The organism is Paracoccus sp. AK26, assembly GCF_011801365.1.
GTDB lineage: Bacteria > Pseudomonadota > Alphaproteobacteria > Rhodobacterales > Rhodobacteraceae > Paracoccus > Paracoccus aerius.
In genome coordinates this window covers 218,945-235,657 of sequence record NZ_CP041041.1, presented here as the reverse complement: position 1 = coordinate 235,657, position 16,713 = coordinate 218,945, and the positions used below count along the sequence as shown (strand labels likewise).

Annotated in this window: 14 protein-coding genes; 12 read left to right on the top strand and 2 right to left on the bottom strand. The window is 66.7% G+C overall.

The features are described 5' to 3' along the window. Positions 1 to 19 precede the first annotated feature (19 nt). Both FIU66_RS01080 and FIU66_RS01075 read right to left on the bottom strand, forming a co-directional pair. The gene (locus FIU66_RS01080; protein ID WP_167620986.1) at positions 20 to 1,192 is read right to left on the bottom strand and encodes a Gfo/Idh/MocA family protein; all 1,173 of its coding nucleotides are present in this window, start codon (positions 1,190 to 1,192) and stop codon (positions 20 to 22) included. Beyond that, entirely contained in the window at positions 1,189 to 2,136 is a 948-nt protein-coding gene (locus tag FIU66_RS01075) for a sugar phosphate isomerase/epimerase (protein WP_167620985.1), read from the bottom strand. The genes FIU66_RS01080 and FIU66_RS01075 overlap by 4 nt, the downstream gene beginning before the upstream one ends. A gap of 107 nt (positions 2,137 to 2,243) precedes the next feature. Here FIU66_RS01075 and FIU66_RS01070 point away from each other — a divergent pair, with 107 nt between their 5' ends. The 12 genes from FIU66_RS01070 (at position 2,244) to iolE (ending at position 16,671) form a co-directional block, all read left to right on the top strand. After that, positions 2,244 to 3,254, top strand: a complete 1,011-nt coding sequence (locus tag FIU66_RS01070; protein ID WP_167620984.1) for a LacI family DNA-binding transcriptional regulator — start codon at positions 2,244 to 2,246, stop codon at positions 3,252 to 3,254. A gap of 81 nt (positions 3,255 to 3,335) precedes the next feature. After that, positions 3,336 to 4,364, top strand: a complete 1,029-nt coding sequence (locus tag FIU66_RS01065; protein WP_167620983.1) for a LacI family DNA-binding transcriptional regulator — start codon at positions 3,336 to 3,338, stop codon at positions 4,362 to 4,364. 255 nt (positions 4,365 to 4,619) lie between these two features. Next, complete coding sequence (locus tag FIU66_RS01060) at positions 4,620 to 5,561, top strand: sugar ABC transporter substrate-binding protein (RefSeq protein ID WP_167620982.1); 942 nt, start codon at positions 4,620 to 4,622, stop codon at positions 5,559 to 5,561. Between the two features lie 57 nt (positions 5,562 to 5,618). Then, on the top strand, positions 5,619 to 7,157 hold the full coding sequence (locus FIU66_RS01055) for a sugar ABC transporter ATP-binding protein (protein WP_167620981.1): 1,539 nt from the start codon (positions 5,619 to 5,621) through the stop codon (positions 7,155 to 7,157). A 13-nt stretch (positions 7,158 to 7,170) separates the two neighbouring features. Beyond that, entirely contained in the window at positions 7,171 to 8,190 is a 1,020-nt protein-coding gene (locus FIU66_RS01050; RefSeq protein ID WP_167620980.1) for an ABC transporter permease, read from the top strand. 59 nt (positions 8,191 to 8,249) lie between these two features. Next, entirely contained in the window at positions 8,250 to 9,179 is a 930-nt protein-coding gene (locus tag FIU66_RS01045; protein ID WP_167620979.1) for a substrate-binding domain-containing protein, read from the top strand. A gap of 79 nt (positions 9,180 to 9,258) precedes the next feature. Next, positions 9,259 to 10,158 carry a sugar phosphate isomerase/epimerase family protein gene (locus FIU66_RS01040; protein WP_167620978.1) on the top strand — a complete coding sequence of 300 codons (900 nt, stop codon included), beginning with the start codon at positions 9,259 to 9,261 and terminating at the stop codon, positions 10,156 to 10,158. 8 nt (positions 10,159 to 10,166) lie between these two features. After that, positions 10,167 to 11,183, top strand: a complete 1,017-nt coding sequence (locus tag FIU66_RS01035; protein WP_167620977.1) for a Gfo/Idh/MocA family protein — start codon at positions 10,167 to 10,169, stop codon at positions 11,181 to 11,183. A 3-nt stretch (positions 11,184 to 11,186) separates the two neighbouring features. Continuing rightward, positions 11,187 to 11,972, top strand: a complete 786-nt coding sequence (locus FIU66_RS01030) for a TIM barrel protein (RefSeq protein WP_167620976.1) — start codon at positions 11,187 to 11,189, stop codon at positions 11,970 to 11,972. Between the two features lie 22 nt (positions 11,973 to 11,994). Further along, positions 11,995 to 13,914: a 5-dehydro-2-deoxygluconokinase gene (iolC, locus tag FIU66_RS01025; protein ID WP_167620975.1), complete on the top strand. Its 1,920-nt coding sequence runs from the start codon at positions 11,995 to 11,997 to the stop codon at positions 13,912 to 13,914. Between the two features lie 8 nt (positions 13,915 to 13,922). Then, on the top strand, positions 13,923 to 15,749 hold the full coding sequence (gene iolD, locus FIU66_RS01020; RefSeq protein WP_167620974.1) for a 3D-(3,5/4)-trihydroxycyclohexane-1,2-dione acylhydrolase (decyclizing): 1,827 nt from the start codon (positions 13,923 to 13,925) through the stop codon (positions 15,747 to 15,749). Between the two features lie 10 nt (positions 15,750 to 15,759). Further along, a complete protein-coding gene (iolE, locus tag FIU66_RS01015; RefSeq protein WP_167620973.1) occupies positions 15,760 to 16,671 on the top strand; it encodes a myo-inosose-2 dehydratase in 912 nt (303 codons plus the stop codon). Positions 16,672 to 16,713: the final 42 nt, after the last annotated feature.

Genomic DNA, 16,713 nt, shown 5'->3' with positions numbered 1-16,713 from the left:
GGTGCCCGGCTGGCATCGGTCAGGCGTAGTCGACCCAGACCCCGCCCCCGTCGGCCGACCGCACGCAATGCTCGACCCAGCGGACGCCCTCGACCCCCGCCTCGATGCCGGGATAGCGCAGGCCGGCCAGGCGTGCGGGATCCTTGTCCTCATGCGCCTCGATGGCCAGGGCAAAGCGGCAGTGCAGGTTGGCCCAGGCGTCGAACAGCCCTTCCGGGTGACCCGCGCCGATGCGGTCGTCAGCCAGCGACTGCGGGTGCAGATAGGTCATCCCCCGGTCCAGGACGCGCGCGGGTTCGCCCTGGATTTCCAGCCGCAACTGGTTGGGATGTTCGTCCCACCATTCGACCGAACCCTTCGACCCCACGATCCGCACCTTCTGGCTGTGCATCGCCCCCGCATTCACGGCCGAGGTCCAGCAGGTCCCCACCGCGCCGCCTTCGTATTCCATCAGCACGGTCGCGTTGTCCTCCAGCGGCGCGCGGGAGGAGACGAAGCTTTGCCGAGTGCAAAGCAGCCGGCGGATGCGCAGATGGGGGCAGATGACCTGCGCGACATACAGCGGATGGGTCGCAAGGTCGCCCAGGACATAGCTTGGCCCCGCAAAGGCCGGATCGACGCGCCAGCGGGCGGCGGGGTTGTCATGTTCCACCGCCGCGCTGTGGAAGCCGTGGGCGAATTGCAGGTTGACGATGCGGATCTCGCCCAGCGTGCCGTCGGCGACAAGGCGCGCGGCCTCCTCGATCATCTGGTGGCCGGAATAGCCGTAGGCGACGCCAACGACCAGGCCGCGGTCGGCTGCGATGGCCTGCAGGTCAAGCGCCTCGGACGTGGTGAAGGTCAGGGGCTTTTCGCAGATCACGTGCAGGCCCGCCAGCAGGGCCGCGCGGGTGATCGGGTAATGAGTGTTGTTCGGCGTGGCGATGGTGACGCAGCGGATGCCGTCGGCGCGCGCGGCTTCCGCCGCGAACATCGCCTGCCAGTCGGGATAGCAGCGGCCCGGGTCCAGCCCCAGATCCGCCCCGAAGGCGCGGCCGCGATCGGGGTCCAGATCAAAGGCTCCGGCCAGAAGGGAGAAATACCCGTCACGCAGCGCGGCAGAGCGGTGGACATAGCCGATCTGGCTGCCCCTTCCGCCGCCCACCATGCCCCAGCGGATGGGGGCCTTCGTCAAGCGGATGCCGTCGATCATCGGGTTTTCTCCATGGCAGGGCGGGCGAAGCCAACCTGTTCCAGATAGCGGCGGGACTTCGCGACATCGGCCAGCGTCCCGCCGGCGCTGCGGGGGTCGCGCTCTTGTTCCACGGTGATGAAACCGGCATAGCCGCGCCGTTCCAGCAGCGACAGAATCTCCGGATAGTCGATGCAGCCGTCGCCGATGGGACACATCACGCCCAGGGCGCAGGCCTCGAAGAAGCGGATGCGGCTGTTCATCACGCCGGCATGGACGGCCGGGTCGATGTCCTTGAAATGGATGTAGTCCAGGCGGTCCCAGCAGGCCTCCAGCATGGCGACCGGATCCATCCCGGAATAGGCCGTGTGGCCGGTGTCCAGGCACAGGCCCGCCTCGTCGGCGGGGATGTCGCGCAGGATCCGCGCGATCTCATCGGCGAATTCCACATGGCCGCCGGCATGGGGATGGATCACGGCGCGGACGCCGTGGCCGCGGGCGATCCGGGCGATGGCGCGGATGTTGGCGACCATGCCGGCCCAGGCGGCATCGTCCAGCCGGGCCGCGCGGTCCGACTGGCCGGCGGCGAAGTCGCGGGCGTCGTGGCCCCAGTCCATCACCGTCAGGTAGGGCGCGGCATACCGCTGGCCCGGCGCTGCCGGAGGCTTGGGCAGGGCTGTGATCACCGCGCAGATCTGGCGGGTCTGGCGTTCCAGGTTGTCGCGGTTGGCGGGGTCGACCAGGTTGTCGAAGATCGTCCCCGCCACGACATAAAGCCCATGCCGCCGCAACTCCGCGGACACCGTTTCGGCATCCAGCGGGATGTAGCCGTAGGGCCCAAGCTCCAGCCCGCCATAGCCCGCTGCCGCGGCCTCGGCCAGGACCAGCCGCCAGTCGGGCAGGTTCGGGTTCGCGACATCGTCCACGCCCCAGCAGCAGGGGGCGGTCGTGATGGTGATGGTCATGGGGTCCTCCGGTCGCCTACCGGATTATCGGGCACGGGACGCCCCGCGAAGGAATCTCTTGAGGGGAAACCCTCAAACCGCCACTGTCGCGCAGGCAGGGGGGGATCATGGCCAAGGTGACGCTGGAGGATGTGGCGCGGGCGGCAGGCGCGTCGGTCGCCACCGTGGACCGGGTCGTGAACCGCCGGGGCGGCGTCTCGGCCGCGAAAGAGATGGCGATCCTGCAGGCCGCGCGGAAGCTTGGGCTGGACCGGAACCTTGCGATCAGGCCCACCCTGACAAAGCGCATCGCCGTCCTGATCCAGCCGCCCACGAACCCCTTCCACGATCAGCTTCGCGGGGGCATCGACCAGGCCCGTACGCTTCACCGCGATCTGAACATGCTGCTGCAGGTCGAGCATATCGACCCCGCCGATCCCGACCGGATCGCCGCCCGGATCACCCGCGCGGCATCCTGGGCCGACGGCATGATCCTGACCGTTCCCGCCGCCCCGCAGATCGTCATGGCGGTCGAGGCGCTGCCCGCGCGCATCCCCGTCGTGACCATGGCCGACGACCTGCCCGCCCGAAATCGCGCCGCATTTGTCGGCCCCGACGACCGCCAGGCGGGCCGCGTCGCGGGCGACCTGATGGGTCACCTGGCGGGCCCCGACAGGGGCGAGGCCCTGGTCCTGATCGGGCGCTTCGACATGCCGGGCCACGGCGCGCGCAGCGGCGGATTTGTCGACCTGCTGGCCGAACGCCACCCTCGCCTGCACGTGGCCGAAGTGCTGGAAACGCACGAGGACAAGGCAACCGCCGCCGCCCTTGCCCTGCGCGCGGTGCGGGCCAATGCCGACCTGCGCGGCATCTATCTGTGCACCACGGGCTGCACGGAACTGGTGGCCGCGCTTGCGCCCGTGCGGCGGTCGCGGTCCATCGCCATCGTCACGCATGAACTGACGCCGCAGCGGCGGGCCTTGCTGAAGGCGCGCAAGGTGCAGGCGATCATCGACCAGAAACCCATGCTCGAAGCGCGGCTGGCGGTGGAAACCATGGCCCGGCTGATCGGCCGGCTGGACGGTGACGCAGGATCCGTCGCAACCGAGATCCAGATCTTCATGCCCGAAAGCGTCTGAATCACTGGGTTGACGCCGGCACGGGTGACGTGAAACCATCAACGCCCTGACGTCTTCCATCACAATCGGAAAGGGGGCCGGATGCGCCGTCCGACCATCGCCGACCTTGCCCGGGAAGCTGGCGTCAGCCTTGCCACCGCAGACCGGGTGCTGAACGGCCGCATGAAGGTGCGCGAGGAAACCGCGCGGCGCGTGCAGGACGCCGCGCAGCGCATCGGCTATCACGGGGCAAATGCGATCCGCGCCCGGCTGATGGCGGAACTGCCCGAATTGCATGTCGGGTTGATCCTGCAAAAGGAGCGCCATCCCTTCTACCAGGATTTCGCGCGGCTGTTTCAGGAACACGCGGCGCAGGTCTCCTCGCACCGGCTGCGGGTCACGGTGCGCTTTGCACAATCGACGCTGCCCGGAGAGCTTGAGCAGATTCTGGCCTCGATGACCGGAAAGGTGGACATGGTGGCTGCCACCGGGCTGGACCACCACAAGGTCACGGCGGCCGTCAGCGACCTGCGACAGCGCGGCATTCCGACCTTTTCCCTGTTGTCCGATTTCGCCCAGGGCGTGCGCGAAAGCTATGTCGGGACGAACAATATCAAGGTGGGGCGGTCGGCAGGCTGGCTGATTTCCAAGATCGCCCGCAGGCCCGGCAAGGTCGCGGTCTTCATCGGCGGGCACCGCTTCCACGGGCACGAGTTGCGCGAAACCGGCTTTCGCAGCTATTTCCGGGAATACGCGCCGGATTTCGAATTGCTGAACCCGCAGGTCAACCTGGAAACGCGGCAACTGACCTATGAAGCGGTGACGGAGCTTCTGGAACGCCACAACGACCTTGTCGGCATCTATTGCGCCGGTGGCGGGATGGAAGGCGCCATTGCCGCGTTGCGCGAACTGCGCAAGCCCGGCGACGTGGCGCTGATCGTGAACGAACTGACCCCGGATTCGCGCGAGGCGCTGCAGGACCGCACCCTGTCGGTTGTCATCAGCACGCCCCTGCGGCAGGTCTGCGAGGAAACCGTGGCCCTGATGATCCATGCCCGCGAACACGGCCTGACCGACAATCCCGGCCAGCGTTTCCTGCCCTTCCAGATCTGGACGCCGGAAAGCCTGTGACTCCCCTGAGGTGAAACCATCATGGTGCACGTCATTTTCCATCATGAATGATGGTTTTATGCGTCATGCCGCGATTGACCGAAGGGCACCCTCTCGGTGATCTTCCCCTTGCGACGACACGGAGGAGAATCGTCGCTGCCTGCCAAAGATCCGGACTGCCGCAACCCTGCATCCGCAGGGGTGGCCCCGTGCAGCCCAATGACTGGCGCGGCAAGAACAAGGTGCCACGCGCACCACCAGTGGAGGGAAAGAACAATGAAGCGACTGCTGACGGCGACCGCGATTTCTGCGGTGATGGCAACGGCTGCCCAGGCCGAGAATATCGGGGTGTCCATGGCGCTCTTTGACGACAACTTCCTGACCGTCCTTCGCAACGGGATGCAGGAACACGCGGCCAGCCTGGACGGCGTGACACTGCAGATCGAGGACGCCCAGAACGATGTCGGCAAGCAGCTGAACCAGATCCAGAACTTCGTGGCCTCGGGCGTGGACGCGATCATCGTGAACCCGGTCGATACCGACGCCACCGTGGCCATGTCGCAGGCGGCCGCCGATGCCGGCATCCCGCTGGTCTATGTGAACCGCGAGCCGGTGAACGTGGACGACCTGCCGGAAAAGCAGGCCTTTGTCGCGTCCGACGAAAAGGAATCCGGCACGTTGCAAACCCAGGAAATCTGCCGCCTGCTGAAGGAAGCCGGCAAGACCGAAGCCAGGGCCGTGGTCCTGATGGGCGAATTGTCGAACCAGGCGGCGCGGATGCGCACCCAGGACATCAAGGACGTGATCGCCACGCCCGACTGCGGCTTCATCCAGATTGTCGAGGAGCAGACGGCCAACTGGTCGCGCACCCAGGCCGCCGACCTGATGACCAACTGGATCACCTCGGGGCTGGAATTCGACGCGGTGATCTCGAACAACGACGAAATGGCGATCGGCGCGATCCAGGCGCTCAAATCCGCGGGCAGGTCGATGGACGACATCATCGTGGGCGGGATCGACGCCACCCAGGACGCGCTTGCCGCGATGGAGGCGGGCGATCTGGACGTGACCGTCTTCCAGAACGCCGCGGGCCAGGGCCAGGGCGCCGTCGACGCGGCCCTCAGCCTGGCGCGGGGCGAGGAAGTGGAAACCAAGGTCTATGTCCCCTTCGAACTGGTGACGCCCGAAAACCTGGCGGAATACCAGGCCCGGAACTGACAGCGCAGCGCCGGGGCACGGGGTCCCGGCGCATCACAGGATCACGGAGGGACGACCATGGTCAGCCCAAGGACCGCTGCCGCGATCGACCGCGTACAGGCTGCCATAGATCGCGACGGCGTCTTGTCTATCAGCGGCATCCGCAAGGAGTTTCCGGGCGTTCTGGCCCTTGACGACGTGCAGTTGCGCATCCGCCCCGGCACCGTCCACGCCCTGATGGGGGAAAACGGCGCGGGCAAGTCCACGCTGATGAAGATCATCGCCGGTGTCTATCAGCCCGACGCGGGCGAGATCCGGCTGCGCGGCCAGGTGGTGGCCCTGAAATCGCCGCTGGACGCCCTGAACCAGGGGATCTCGATGATCCACCAGGAACTGGCGCTGATGAACTGGATGACGGTGGCGGAAAACATCTGGATCCGCCGCGAACCCAAGAACCGTCTGGGCCTGATCGATCATGCCGAAATGGCCCGGATGACGGCCGACCTGTTCGCGCGGCTGAACATCAGGCTGGACCCCCGCGCCCAGGTGTCCGAACTGACGGTCGCGCAAAAGCAGATGGTCGAGATCGCCAAGGCCGTCAGCCACAATTCCGACGTTCTCATCATGGACGAGCCGACATCGGCGCTGACCGAACGAGAGGTCGACCACCTGTTCGCCATCATCCGCGATCTGCGTCAGCGCGGCATCGGCATCGTCTACATCACCCACAAGATGAACGAGCTGTTCGAGATCGCCGACGAATTCACCGTCTTCCGCGACGGCAAGTATGTGGGCACGCACAATGCCAAGGATGTCACCCGCGACGACATCATCCGCATGATGGTGGGCCGCGAGATCACCAACATGTTCCCCAAGGTCGACTGCCCCATCGGCGACACGATCCTCGAGGTGCGGAACCTGACCCTGCCCGGCGTCTTCCACGACGTGTCCTTCACCTTGCGCCGGGGCGAGATCCTGGGACTGGCCGGGTTGGTGGGCTCCAAGCGGTCGAACGTGGCCGAGGCGCTGTTTGGGGTCACGCCTGCCGAGTCCGGCGAAATCCTGATCGACGGGACGCCGGTCCAGATCAAGTCCCCCGCCCAGGCAATGGCGCATGGCATGGCCTTCCTGACCGAGGATCGCAAGGAGACCGGCTGCTTCCTGACGCTGGACTGCCTGGAGAACATCCAGTCCGCGCTGATCACCCGCAGCCATGTGAAAAACGGCTTCGTCCGCCAGGCCGAGGTGAACAAGCTGGCCGAGGACATGGCCCGCACCCTCCGCGTCAAGACCCCGAACCTTCAGGAAACGGTGGAAAACCTGTCGGGTGGCAATCAGCAAAAGCTGCTGATCGCCCGCTGGCTTCTGACGAAACCCCGCATCCTGATCCTGGACGAACCCACCCGCGGCATCGACGTGGGCGCGAAATCCGAAATCCACCGCCTGATCACCGAACTGGCCGCGCAGGGCGTGGCGGTGCTGATGATATCGTCCGAACTGCCCGAGGTGCTGGGCATGTCCGACCGCATCATGGTCATGCACGAAGGCCATGTGTCGGGCTTCCTGGACCGGGCCGAAGCCGACCAGGTCAAGATCATGTCGCTTGCGGCGAAGTAAGGGAACCATCCGCATGAGCAGCCAAGACATCACCGCCCGCACCGCCCCGCGCACGCAGCGCAAATGGCCCGCCGAGGTCAACATCCTGCTGGTCCTGATCGGCATCGCCCTGGTCTTCGAGATCCTGGGCTGGATCTTCCAGGGCCAGTCCTTCCTGTTTTCCTGGAACCGGCTGAAGATCATGATCCTGCAGGTCTCGGTCATCGGGATCATCGCCGTGGGGGTGACGCAGGTCATCATCTCGGGCGGGATCGACCTTTCGTCGGGTTCCGTGGTGGGGGCGGTGGCGATGGTCGCCATGTCATTCGCCCAGGTGTCCACCTATGCGCGCGCGGTCTATCCTGCGCTGACCGACCTGCCGATGATCGTGCCCCTGCTGATCGGGCTTGGCTTTGGCGCCATCGTCGGCCTGATCAACGGCTGGCTGATCGCCTATACCAAGATCCCGCCCTTCATCGCCACGCTTGGCACGATGGTCACGGTGCGCGGCTTTGCCAAGTGGTACACCAAGGGCCAGCCCATCAGCTTCCCGACCGAGGGCTTTGCCTGGATCGGCAGCGGCATGATGCCGGTGGTGATCTTCATCCTGGTCGCAGCGATCTTCCACGTGGCGATGAAATACACCCGCTATGGCAAGTTCACCTATGCCATCGGCGCCAATGCCCAGGCCGCGCGTGTATCGGGCATCGACGTGGAACGCCACCTGGTCAAGGTCTATGTCATTGCCGCGATGCTGGCAGCACTTGCCGGGATGGTGGTCGCGGCCCGCGGGCAGACGGCGCAGGCCGGGATGGGCCTGGCCTATGAACTGGACGCCATCGCCATGGCCGTGATCGGCGGCGTGTCGTTGCAGGGCGGGCGCGGGTCGGTGCTGGGAACCGCCATCGGGATGGTCATCTTCGGTGTCATCATCTCGGGTTTCACCTTCCTGCGGCTGGACGCCTATTACCAGGAGATGATCAAGGGCGCGATCGTCGTGGCCGCCGTCGTGGCCGATGTCCACCGCCAGCGGAAGCGCCGGAAGACAAGCTGACACCGGCGCGGCCCCTGCTGCGGGGCCGCCCCCCAACCCTGTCCGACAAGGAAACCGCGATGACCAAGTTGATTGCCACTACCGCCCTCTGCCTGTCCCTGGCAGCCCCCGCGCTTGCCGAAACCCGGATCGGCGTCACCATGACGTCCTTTGACAACCCCTTCCTGACGATCCTGCTGAACGGCATCCGGGCCGAGGCCGAACGGACCGAGGGCGTCACCCTGTCGGTGGAGGACGCGCAACTGGACGTGGCCAAACAACTGAACCAGGTGCAGAACTTCGTGGCCAACGGCGTCGATGCGATCATCGTGAATGCGGTCGACGGGGACTCGACATCGGCCATCACCGCCGCCGCGACCGGCGCCGGCATCCCGCTGATCTACGTGAACCACCCGCCCGCCGAACTGGAAACCGGGATGCCCCAGGGCACCGGCTATGTCGGATCGCAGGAAACCGACGCGGGCCGGCTGGAAGCCGCCGCCGTCTGCGAGGCCCTGAAGGGGCGCGAGGATCCCAAGGCCGTGATCCTGATGGGACCGCTGGAAAACCATGCTGCCCTGGTGCGCACGAAGATGGTCGAGGAAGCCTTTGCCAAGCCCGACTGCCAGGTGGAAATCGTCGAAAAGCAGGTCGCCAACTGGAACCGCGTCCAGGCGCAGGATCTGGTCACGTCCTGGATGACGGCGGGCCTGGAGTTCGACGCCATCGTCGCCAACAACGACGAGATGGCGATCGGCGCGGCGCAGGCCCTGGCTGCCACCACCGGCAAGGGCGACATCGTCATCGCCGGCATCGACGCCACCGCAGACGGGCTGGCGGCGATGGAGGCGGGGCAGATGGACGTGACCGTCTATCAGAACGCCACGGGCCAGGGCGAGCAGGCCGTCAAGGCCGCCGTCGCCGCCGCAGCGGGCGAAAAGATCGAGCCCGAACACTGGATCCCGTTCGAGCCGGTGACCCCCCAGAACATGGCCGATTACCAGAAGTAAGCGGTGCCGCCGGGCAGGGGGCGCCTCCTCCCCGTGCCCTGCCCGGCTTTTTTCCAGACAATGCTACAGGACCGCAGTCATGCGCATCGCCATCGACCCCTTCATGCACCGTCACCTGCCGCTCGAGGCGATCCCGGCCAAGGTCAAGGAGCTTGGCTATGACTGGATCGAACTATCCCCGCGCGGCGATTTCCTGGAATGGTTCAAGGCGCCGCGCGTCTTCCCCGACCGCGTCAAGTCCCTGAAACAGGCGCTGAAGGACGCGGATGTGGGCATCGCCAGCCTGCTGCCGATGTATCGCTGGGCCTCCAACGACGAAACCGAGCGTCAGGCCGCTGTCCGCCACTGGAAGCGCGCGATCGAGATCGCGGTGGAACTGGGCGTGGACACGATGAACAGCGAATTCGGCCGCGGCCCCCATCCCGACAAGGGGTCCTGCTATTGCTGCCATACCGGGTCGATGATCGAGGCCTGCGAAGACGCCTGGTGGCGCAGCATGGAGGAACTGGTCCCGATCCTGGAACGTGAAGGGATCCAGTTGAACGTGGAACCCCATCCGGAAGACTGGTGCGAAACCATCCAGCCTGCCCTGGACATCATCCGCACCGTGAACTCGAAGAACGTGCGCTTCCTGTATTGCGCGCCCCATACCTTCTATTTCGGGGACGACACCGCGGCGATGCTGCGCGAGGCCGCCGACGTGCTGGCCCATGTCCATGTGGGCGACACCTTCAACCACAAGGCCAGTTCCGGCCTGCGCTATATCCTGAACCCGCCCGGCACGCAGGCGCGTGTCCACCAGCACCTCAACATCGGCCAGGGCGAGGTGCCATGGGACGACTTCTTCGGCACGCTGGCCGCCATCGGCTTTGACGGCATCATGACCGCCTGCGTCTTTGCCTGGGAAGACAAGGCCGACCAGTCGGGCCGCTTCATGCGTGCCGAAATGCAGAAATACATCGACCAGTATTGGAAGTGAGACAGGACATGACCGTCAGAATTGGTGTCATCGGCACCGGAGCCATCGGCCGCGACCACGCCCGCCGCATCAACCAGGTGCTGTCGGGCGGCAGCATCACCGCGCTGTCGGACGTCAAGCGCGCATCGGCCGAGGCCGTCCGCGCCGACATCGCGCCCGACGCCACCGTCTTCGACAATGGCCAGGACCTGATCGCCAGCCCCGATGTGGACGCGATCCTCGTCTGTTCCTGGGGCGCGACGCACGAGGAATATGTCCTGGCCGCCATCGCCGCGGGCAAGCCCTGCTTCTGCGAAAAGCCGCTGGCGACGACCGCCGAGGGCGCCAAGCGCATCGTCGATGCCGAGGTGGCGCATGGGACGCGCCTGGTCCAGGTGGGCTTCATGCGCCGCTATGACGAAGGATATGTCGCCCTGAAGAAGGTCGTGGACGGTCAGATCGGTGCGCCGATCATGGTCCATGCCGCGCACCGCAACCCGACCGTGCCGGAAGCCTATACCACCCCCATGGCGATCCACGACACGCTGATCCACGAGATCGACGTGTTCCGCTGGCTCTTGGACGACGACTATGTGTCCGCCCGCGTGACCTTTCCCCGGTCCTGCGCCCGCACCCATGCCAAGCTGCGCGACCCGCAGATCGTGACGCTGGTGACGGCCAAGGGCACGGTCATCGACACGGAGATCTTCGTGAACTGCCATTACGGCTACGACATCCAGTGCGAGGTCGTGGGCGAGGACGGCGTGGCCCGGCTGCCCGAACCCATGTCCATCCAGACGCGCCTGAACGCGACCTTGCAGAACCCGATCCTGACCGACTGGAAGGACCGCTTCGTGGCGTCCTATGACGTGGAATTGCAGGACTTCCTGAAGGCTGCGGCGCAAGGCACGGCATCGGGCCCGACCTCATGGGACGGCTACATGGCCGCCGTCACCTCGGACGCCTGCGTCGAGGCGCAGGAAGCCGAGGGCGATGCCATAGCCATCACCTATCCCGACCGTCCTGCCCTTTACGCCCAAGGCTGACCCATGCGCTTTGCCCTGAACCACATCGCGGCGCCGAACCTGTCGCTGCCGGACTTCTTCGCTGCTGCCCGCGACCTTGGCGTGACCGAGGTCGAGATCCGCAACGACCTGCCCGATGTCCTGTCCCAATGGCGCCCCGAGCAGGTGAAGGCCGAGGCCGAAAAGGCCGGCGTCACCATCGTCTCGATCAACGCGCTTTACCCCTTCAACACCTGGGCGGGCAACCTGCCCGCGCGGGCCGAGGACATGGCCGATTACGCCGCCGCCTGCGGCGCCAAGGCCCTGGTCATGTGCCCGCTGAACGACGGCACGCAGGTCGCCTTTGACAGCCTGGTGGGTGCGCTGACGGCGATGAAGACGATCCTGGACACGCGCGGACTGACCGGGCTGGTGGAACCGCTGGGCTTCCCGATCTCCTCCCTGCGCACCAAGGCCGAGGCGATCCGGGCCATCCAGGCCGCCGGGGGCGAGGGCACCTTCCGCCTTCTGCACGACACCTTCCACCACCACTTGGCGGGTGAGACCGAGTTCTTCCCGGACTGGACCGGCCTTGTCCATATCTCGGGCGTGATCGATCCCGACGTGGCGGTGGCCGACATGCTGGACGCGCACCGGGTGCTGGTCGATGGTCAGGACCGGCTGGAAAACCTGCATCAGATCCGGGCGCTGCTGGACGCGGGCTATGACGGGCCCTTCAGCTTCGAACCCTTCGCCCTCGAAGTGCATGGGGCCGCCGATCCCAAGGGCGCGGTGAAGACCAGCATGGCCTTCGTTTCCGCGCAGCTTTGACGTCAAAACAAGGACTGATCCCATGACCAAATCCCTTGACCTGATCACCATCGGCCGCGCGGGCGTCGATCTTTACGGCGCGCAGGTCGGCGGGCGGCTCGAGGACATGGGGTCGTTCCGCAAGTATATCGGCGGAAGTCCGACCAACATCGCCTGCGGCACGGCGCGGCTGGGGCTGCGGTCCGGTCTCATCACGCGGGTGGGCGACGAACACATGGGCCGCTTCATCCGCGAACAACTGGTGCGCGAAGGCGTGGACGTGCGCGGCGTCAAGACCGATCCCGACCGGCTGACCGCCCTGGTGATCCTGGGGATCCGCGACCAGGACCAGTTTCCGCTGATCTTCTATCGCAGCGACTGCGCCGACATGGCGCTGTGCGAGGACGACATCGACGAAACCCTTATCGCCGATGCCCGCGCGGTGCTGGCGACGGGCACGCATCTGTCCCATCCGCGCACCGAAGCCGCCGTCGTCAAGGCGCTGCGGCTGGCACGCAAGCATGGCGCGCGGACGGCACTGGACATCGACTATCGCCCGAACCTTTGGGGATTGGCGGGCCACGACGCGGGCGAAAGCCGCTTCGTGGAAAGCGCGGCGGTGACGGCCCGGCTTCAAGCCACGCTGCCCCTGTTCGACCTGATCGTGGGCACTGAGGAAGAGTTTCATATCGCCGGCGGCACCACCGACACGGTGGCGGCGCTGCGGGCTGTGCGCGGCGTCACCGACGCCACGCTGGTCTGCAAGCGCGGGGCTGCGGGCGCGGTGGCCTTTACCGGCGCCATCCCCGACAGCCTGGATCAGGGCGAAGCCGGTCCGGGCTTTCCGATCGAGGTCTTCAACGTGCTGGGCGCGGGCGACGGCTTCTTTTCCGGCCTGATGAAGGGCTGGCTGGATGGCGAGCCGTGGCCCAAGGCCCTGGAATACGCCAATGCCTGCGGGGCGCTTGCCGTCAGCCGCCACGGCTGCACGCCCGCCTATCCTTCGCTCGAGGAGTTGGAGTTCTTCCTGCGGCGCGGCGTGATCCGGCCCGATCTGAGGAACGACCCCGAACTGGAACAGGTTCATTGGGCCACCAATCGCCAGCGCCGCACAGGCGGCGACTGGTCCACGATGCGGGTCTTTGCCTTCGACCACCGGATGCAGCTGGAACAGATGCCAGGCTACACGCCGCAAAAGGGCGGTGCCTTCAAGGAACTCTGCCTGCAGGCCGCGTTGCAGGTTCAGGGCGGCAAGCCCGGATATGGAATCCTCTGCGACAACCGCATCGGGCGCAATGCGCTGCACGCGGCCTCGGGCACCGGCCTCTGGATCGGGCGGCCCGCCGAATGGCCAGGATCGCGGCCGTTGGAACTGGAACCGGAACTGGGCGCCGACTGCGGCGGACTGGAGGCTTGGGCGCGCGAGAACGTGGTCAAGGTGCTGTGCTTCTGCCACCCCGACGACGACGAAGCCACGCGGGCCGGGCAGGAGGAAACCGTCAGGCGCCTGTTCCAGGCCGCCCGCCGCAACGACCTTGAGTTCCTGCTGGAGATCATTCCGTCCAAGGTCGGCCCTGTGGACAATGACACGACGGCAACCCTGATCCGGCAGTTCTATGCGGCGGGCGTCTATCCCGACTGGTGGAAGCTGGAGCCGATGACGTCGGCCGTGGCCTGGCGCAAGGCCATCGCCGCGATCGAGGAGAACGACCCCCATACTCGCGGCATCGTGGTCCTGGGCCTGGACGCGCCCGAGGCTGGACTGGCCGACAGCTTTGCCGTCGCGGCCGCCTTTCCGCTGGTCAAGGGTTTCGCGGTCGGGCGCACCATCTTCGGCGCGGTGGCGCGGGCCTGGCTGGACGGCGACCTGACCGACGGCGAGGCGGTCGAGGAAATGGCGCGGCGATACGGTCGGCTTTGCGGCATCTGGGACAAGGCGCGGGCAGGCGCGAACGGGAAATGAGGGACCACATGAACACGATCCGGTTGACGGCGTCGCAGGCGATGATGCGATGGCTGTCCGTGCAGATGACGGAAGACGGCGAACGCTTCATCGAGGGCTGCTGGGCCATCTTCGGCCATGGCAACGTCGCGGGCATCGGCGAGGCGCTGCAGGGCATCGGCGATGCCTTCCCGACCTGGCGCGGCCAGAACGAACAGACCATGGCCCACGCGGCCATCGCCTATGCCAAGGCCAAGAAGCGCCGCCGCGCCCATGCGGTGACCAGTTCCATCGGGCCGGGGGCCACCAACATGGTCACGGCCGCCGCGCTTGCCCATGTGAACCGCCTGCCGGTGCTGCTGATCGCGGGCGATGTCTTCGCCAGCCGCCGCCCTGACCCGGTGCTGCAGCAGGTCGAGGATTTCGACGACGGCACGGTGTCCGCCAACGACTGCTTCCGCCCGGTGGTCCGCTATTTCGACCGCATCCAGCGGCCCGAGCAGTTGCTGACCGCCCTGCCCCGCGCGCTGCGGGTGATGACCGACCCGGCCAATTGCGGCCCGGTTTGCCTGGCCTTCTGCCAGGACACCCAGGCGGAAGGCTATGACTGGCCCGAGGCCTTCTTCGAACCCCGCGTCTGGCGCATCCGCCGCGCGGAACCCGACGCGCAGGAACTGGCAGAGGTCGTGGCGCTGATCCGTGCAGCCCGGCGCCCCGCCCTCGTCGCGGGCGGCGGCGTGATCTATTCGGTGGCGGAAGCGGCGCTGTCGGATTTTGCCGCACGCCACGGCATCCCTGTGGCGGAAACGCAGGCGGGCAAGTCGGCCCTTGCCCAAGCGGACCCAATGAACTTCGGCGCGGCGGGCGTGGACGGATCGGCCGCGGCCAATGCGGTGCTGCGGGACGCGGATCTGGTGGTCGGGGTCGGCACCCGCTTGCAGGATTTCACCACCGGATCGCGGACCATGTTCGCGCCGGATGCGAAGCTGGTGTCGATCAACGTCCACGGCTACGACGCCGCCAAGCATGGCGCGGTGCCGCTGGTGGCCGACGCACGCGTGGCTTTGGAAAGGCTGACGGCGGCCTTGGGCGATCATCGCGCCGCGTTCGACGGCAGCGCGCGCACCAACTGGCTGGCCGCCGTCGATGCCCATTGCGCAGCCCCCGTCCCCGGCAATGACCTGCCCAACGACGCGCAGGTGATCGGCGCGGTCCAGCGCGCCGCGCCCGATGCCATCGCCATGTGCGCGGCAGGCACCATGCCCGGCGCACTGAAGCTGTTGTGGCAGCCCGCGCAGGGCGGATACCACATGGAATACGGCTATTCCTGCATGGGCTACGAGATCGCGGGCGCGATGGGCATCAAGCTGGCCTGCCCGGACCGCGAGGTGATCTGCTTCGTGGGCGACGGCAGCTACATGATGGCCAATTCTGAACTGGCGACGGCCGTGATGCGGCGCGTGCCCTTTACGGTCGTCTTGACCGACAACCGGGGCTATGGCTGCATCAACCGCCTCCAGCAGGTCTGCGGCGGGGTGCCGTTCAACAACCTTTACGAAGATTGCAACGTCGCCGACCAGCCGCGCATCGACTATGTCGCGCACGCGGCCAGCATGGGGGCCCATGCCGTCAAGGCCAACGGCATTGCCGACCTCGAGGCGCAGATCGCCGCTGCACGCGGCAGGCCCATCCCCACGGTGATCGTCATCGACACCACCGCCAAGGACGGTCCCGGCTTCGGCGATGCGGGCCATTGGTGGGACGTGGCCGTCCCCGAGGTGGGCGAAACAAAGACGCTGCGCGATGCCTATCAGACCTACCTGGACAACGCCGCCCGCGCGCGGCTGGTGAACTGAGGAAAGAACCATGATCCGCTATGGCACCAACCCCATCGCCTGGGCCAATGACGACGACCAGACCATCGGCGCCCATATCCCGACCGAGCAGATCCTGAACGAGGCAGGCCGCATCATCGGCTTTGACGGGATCGAGAACGGCCATCGCTGGCCCGACGATCCGCAGGCGCTGAAGGATCTGCTGGGGCAATACGGGCTGGCCTTCATCTCGGGCTGGTATTCCACGGAACTGCTGACCCGCAGTGTCGCGGACGAGATCGCGGCCGTCCAGCCGCACCTGGCCAAGCTGAAGGCCAATGACTGCACCGTCTGCATCGTCTGCGAATGCTCGAACACCGTGCATGGCAATCCCGATGTGCCCGTCAACGACCGCCCGCGCCTGACCGCCGGGGAGATGGCAACCTTTGGGGCCAAGGTCGAGGAATTCGCGGCCTATCTGGCATCCCAGGGGATCACCTTGGCCTACCACCACCACATGGGCACCGTCGTGGAATCGCCCGAGGAGATCGACGCCTTCATGGCCGCGACCGGGCCTGCCGCGCATCTGCTGTTCGACGCGGGCCATTGCACCTTCGGCGGCGGCGACCCCGAGGCCGTGCTGCGCAGGCATGCCGCGCGCGTGGCCCATTTCCACGCCAAGAACATCCGCCGGGACGTGACCCAGCGGGTGCGGGCGGAAAACCTGTCCTTCATCGAGGGCGTCCTGGCAGGGGCCTTCACCGTGCCCGGCGATCCCGAAGGCGCGATCGACTTCGTGCCGCTGCTGCGCATCCTGGCGGATGCGGGCTATGACGGCTGGCTGGTGATCGAGGCCGAGCAGGACCCCGAAAAGCGCAACCCGCTGGAATACCAGTCGCTGGGGCTGAAGTCGCTGAAGGCGGCGGCGGTCAAGGCCGGGCTGGATCGCGCGGCGGCGGCTTGACCTGCGTGCTGCGACAGCCGGGGGCCAGCCCCCGGACCCCCG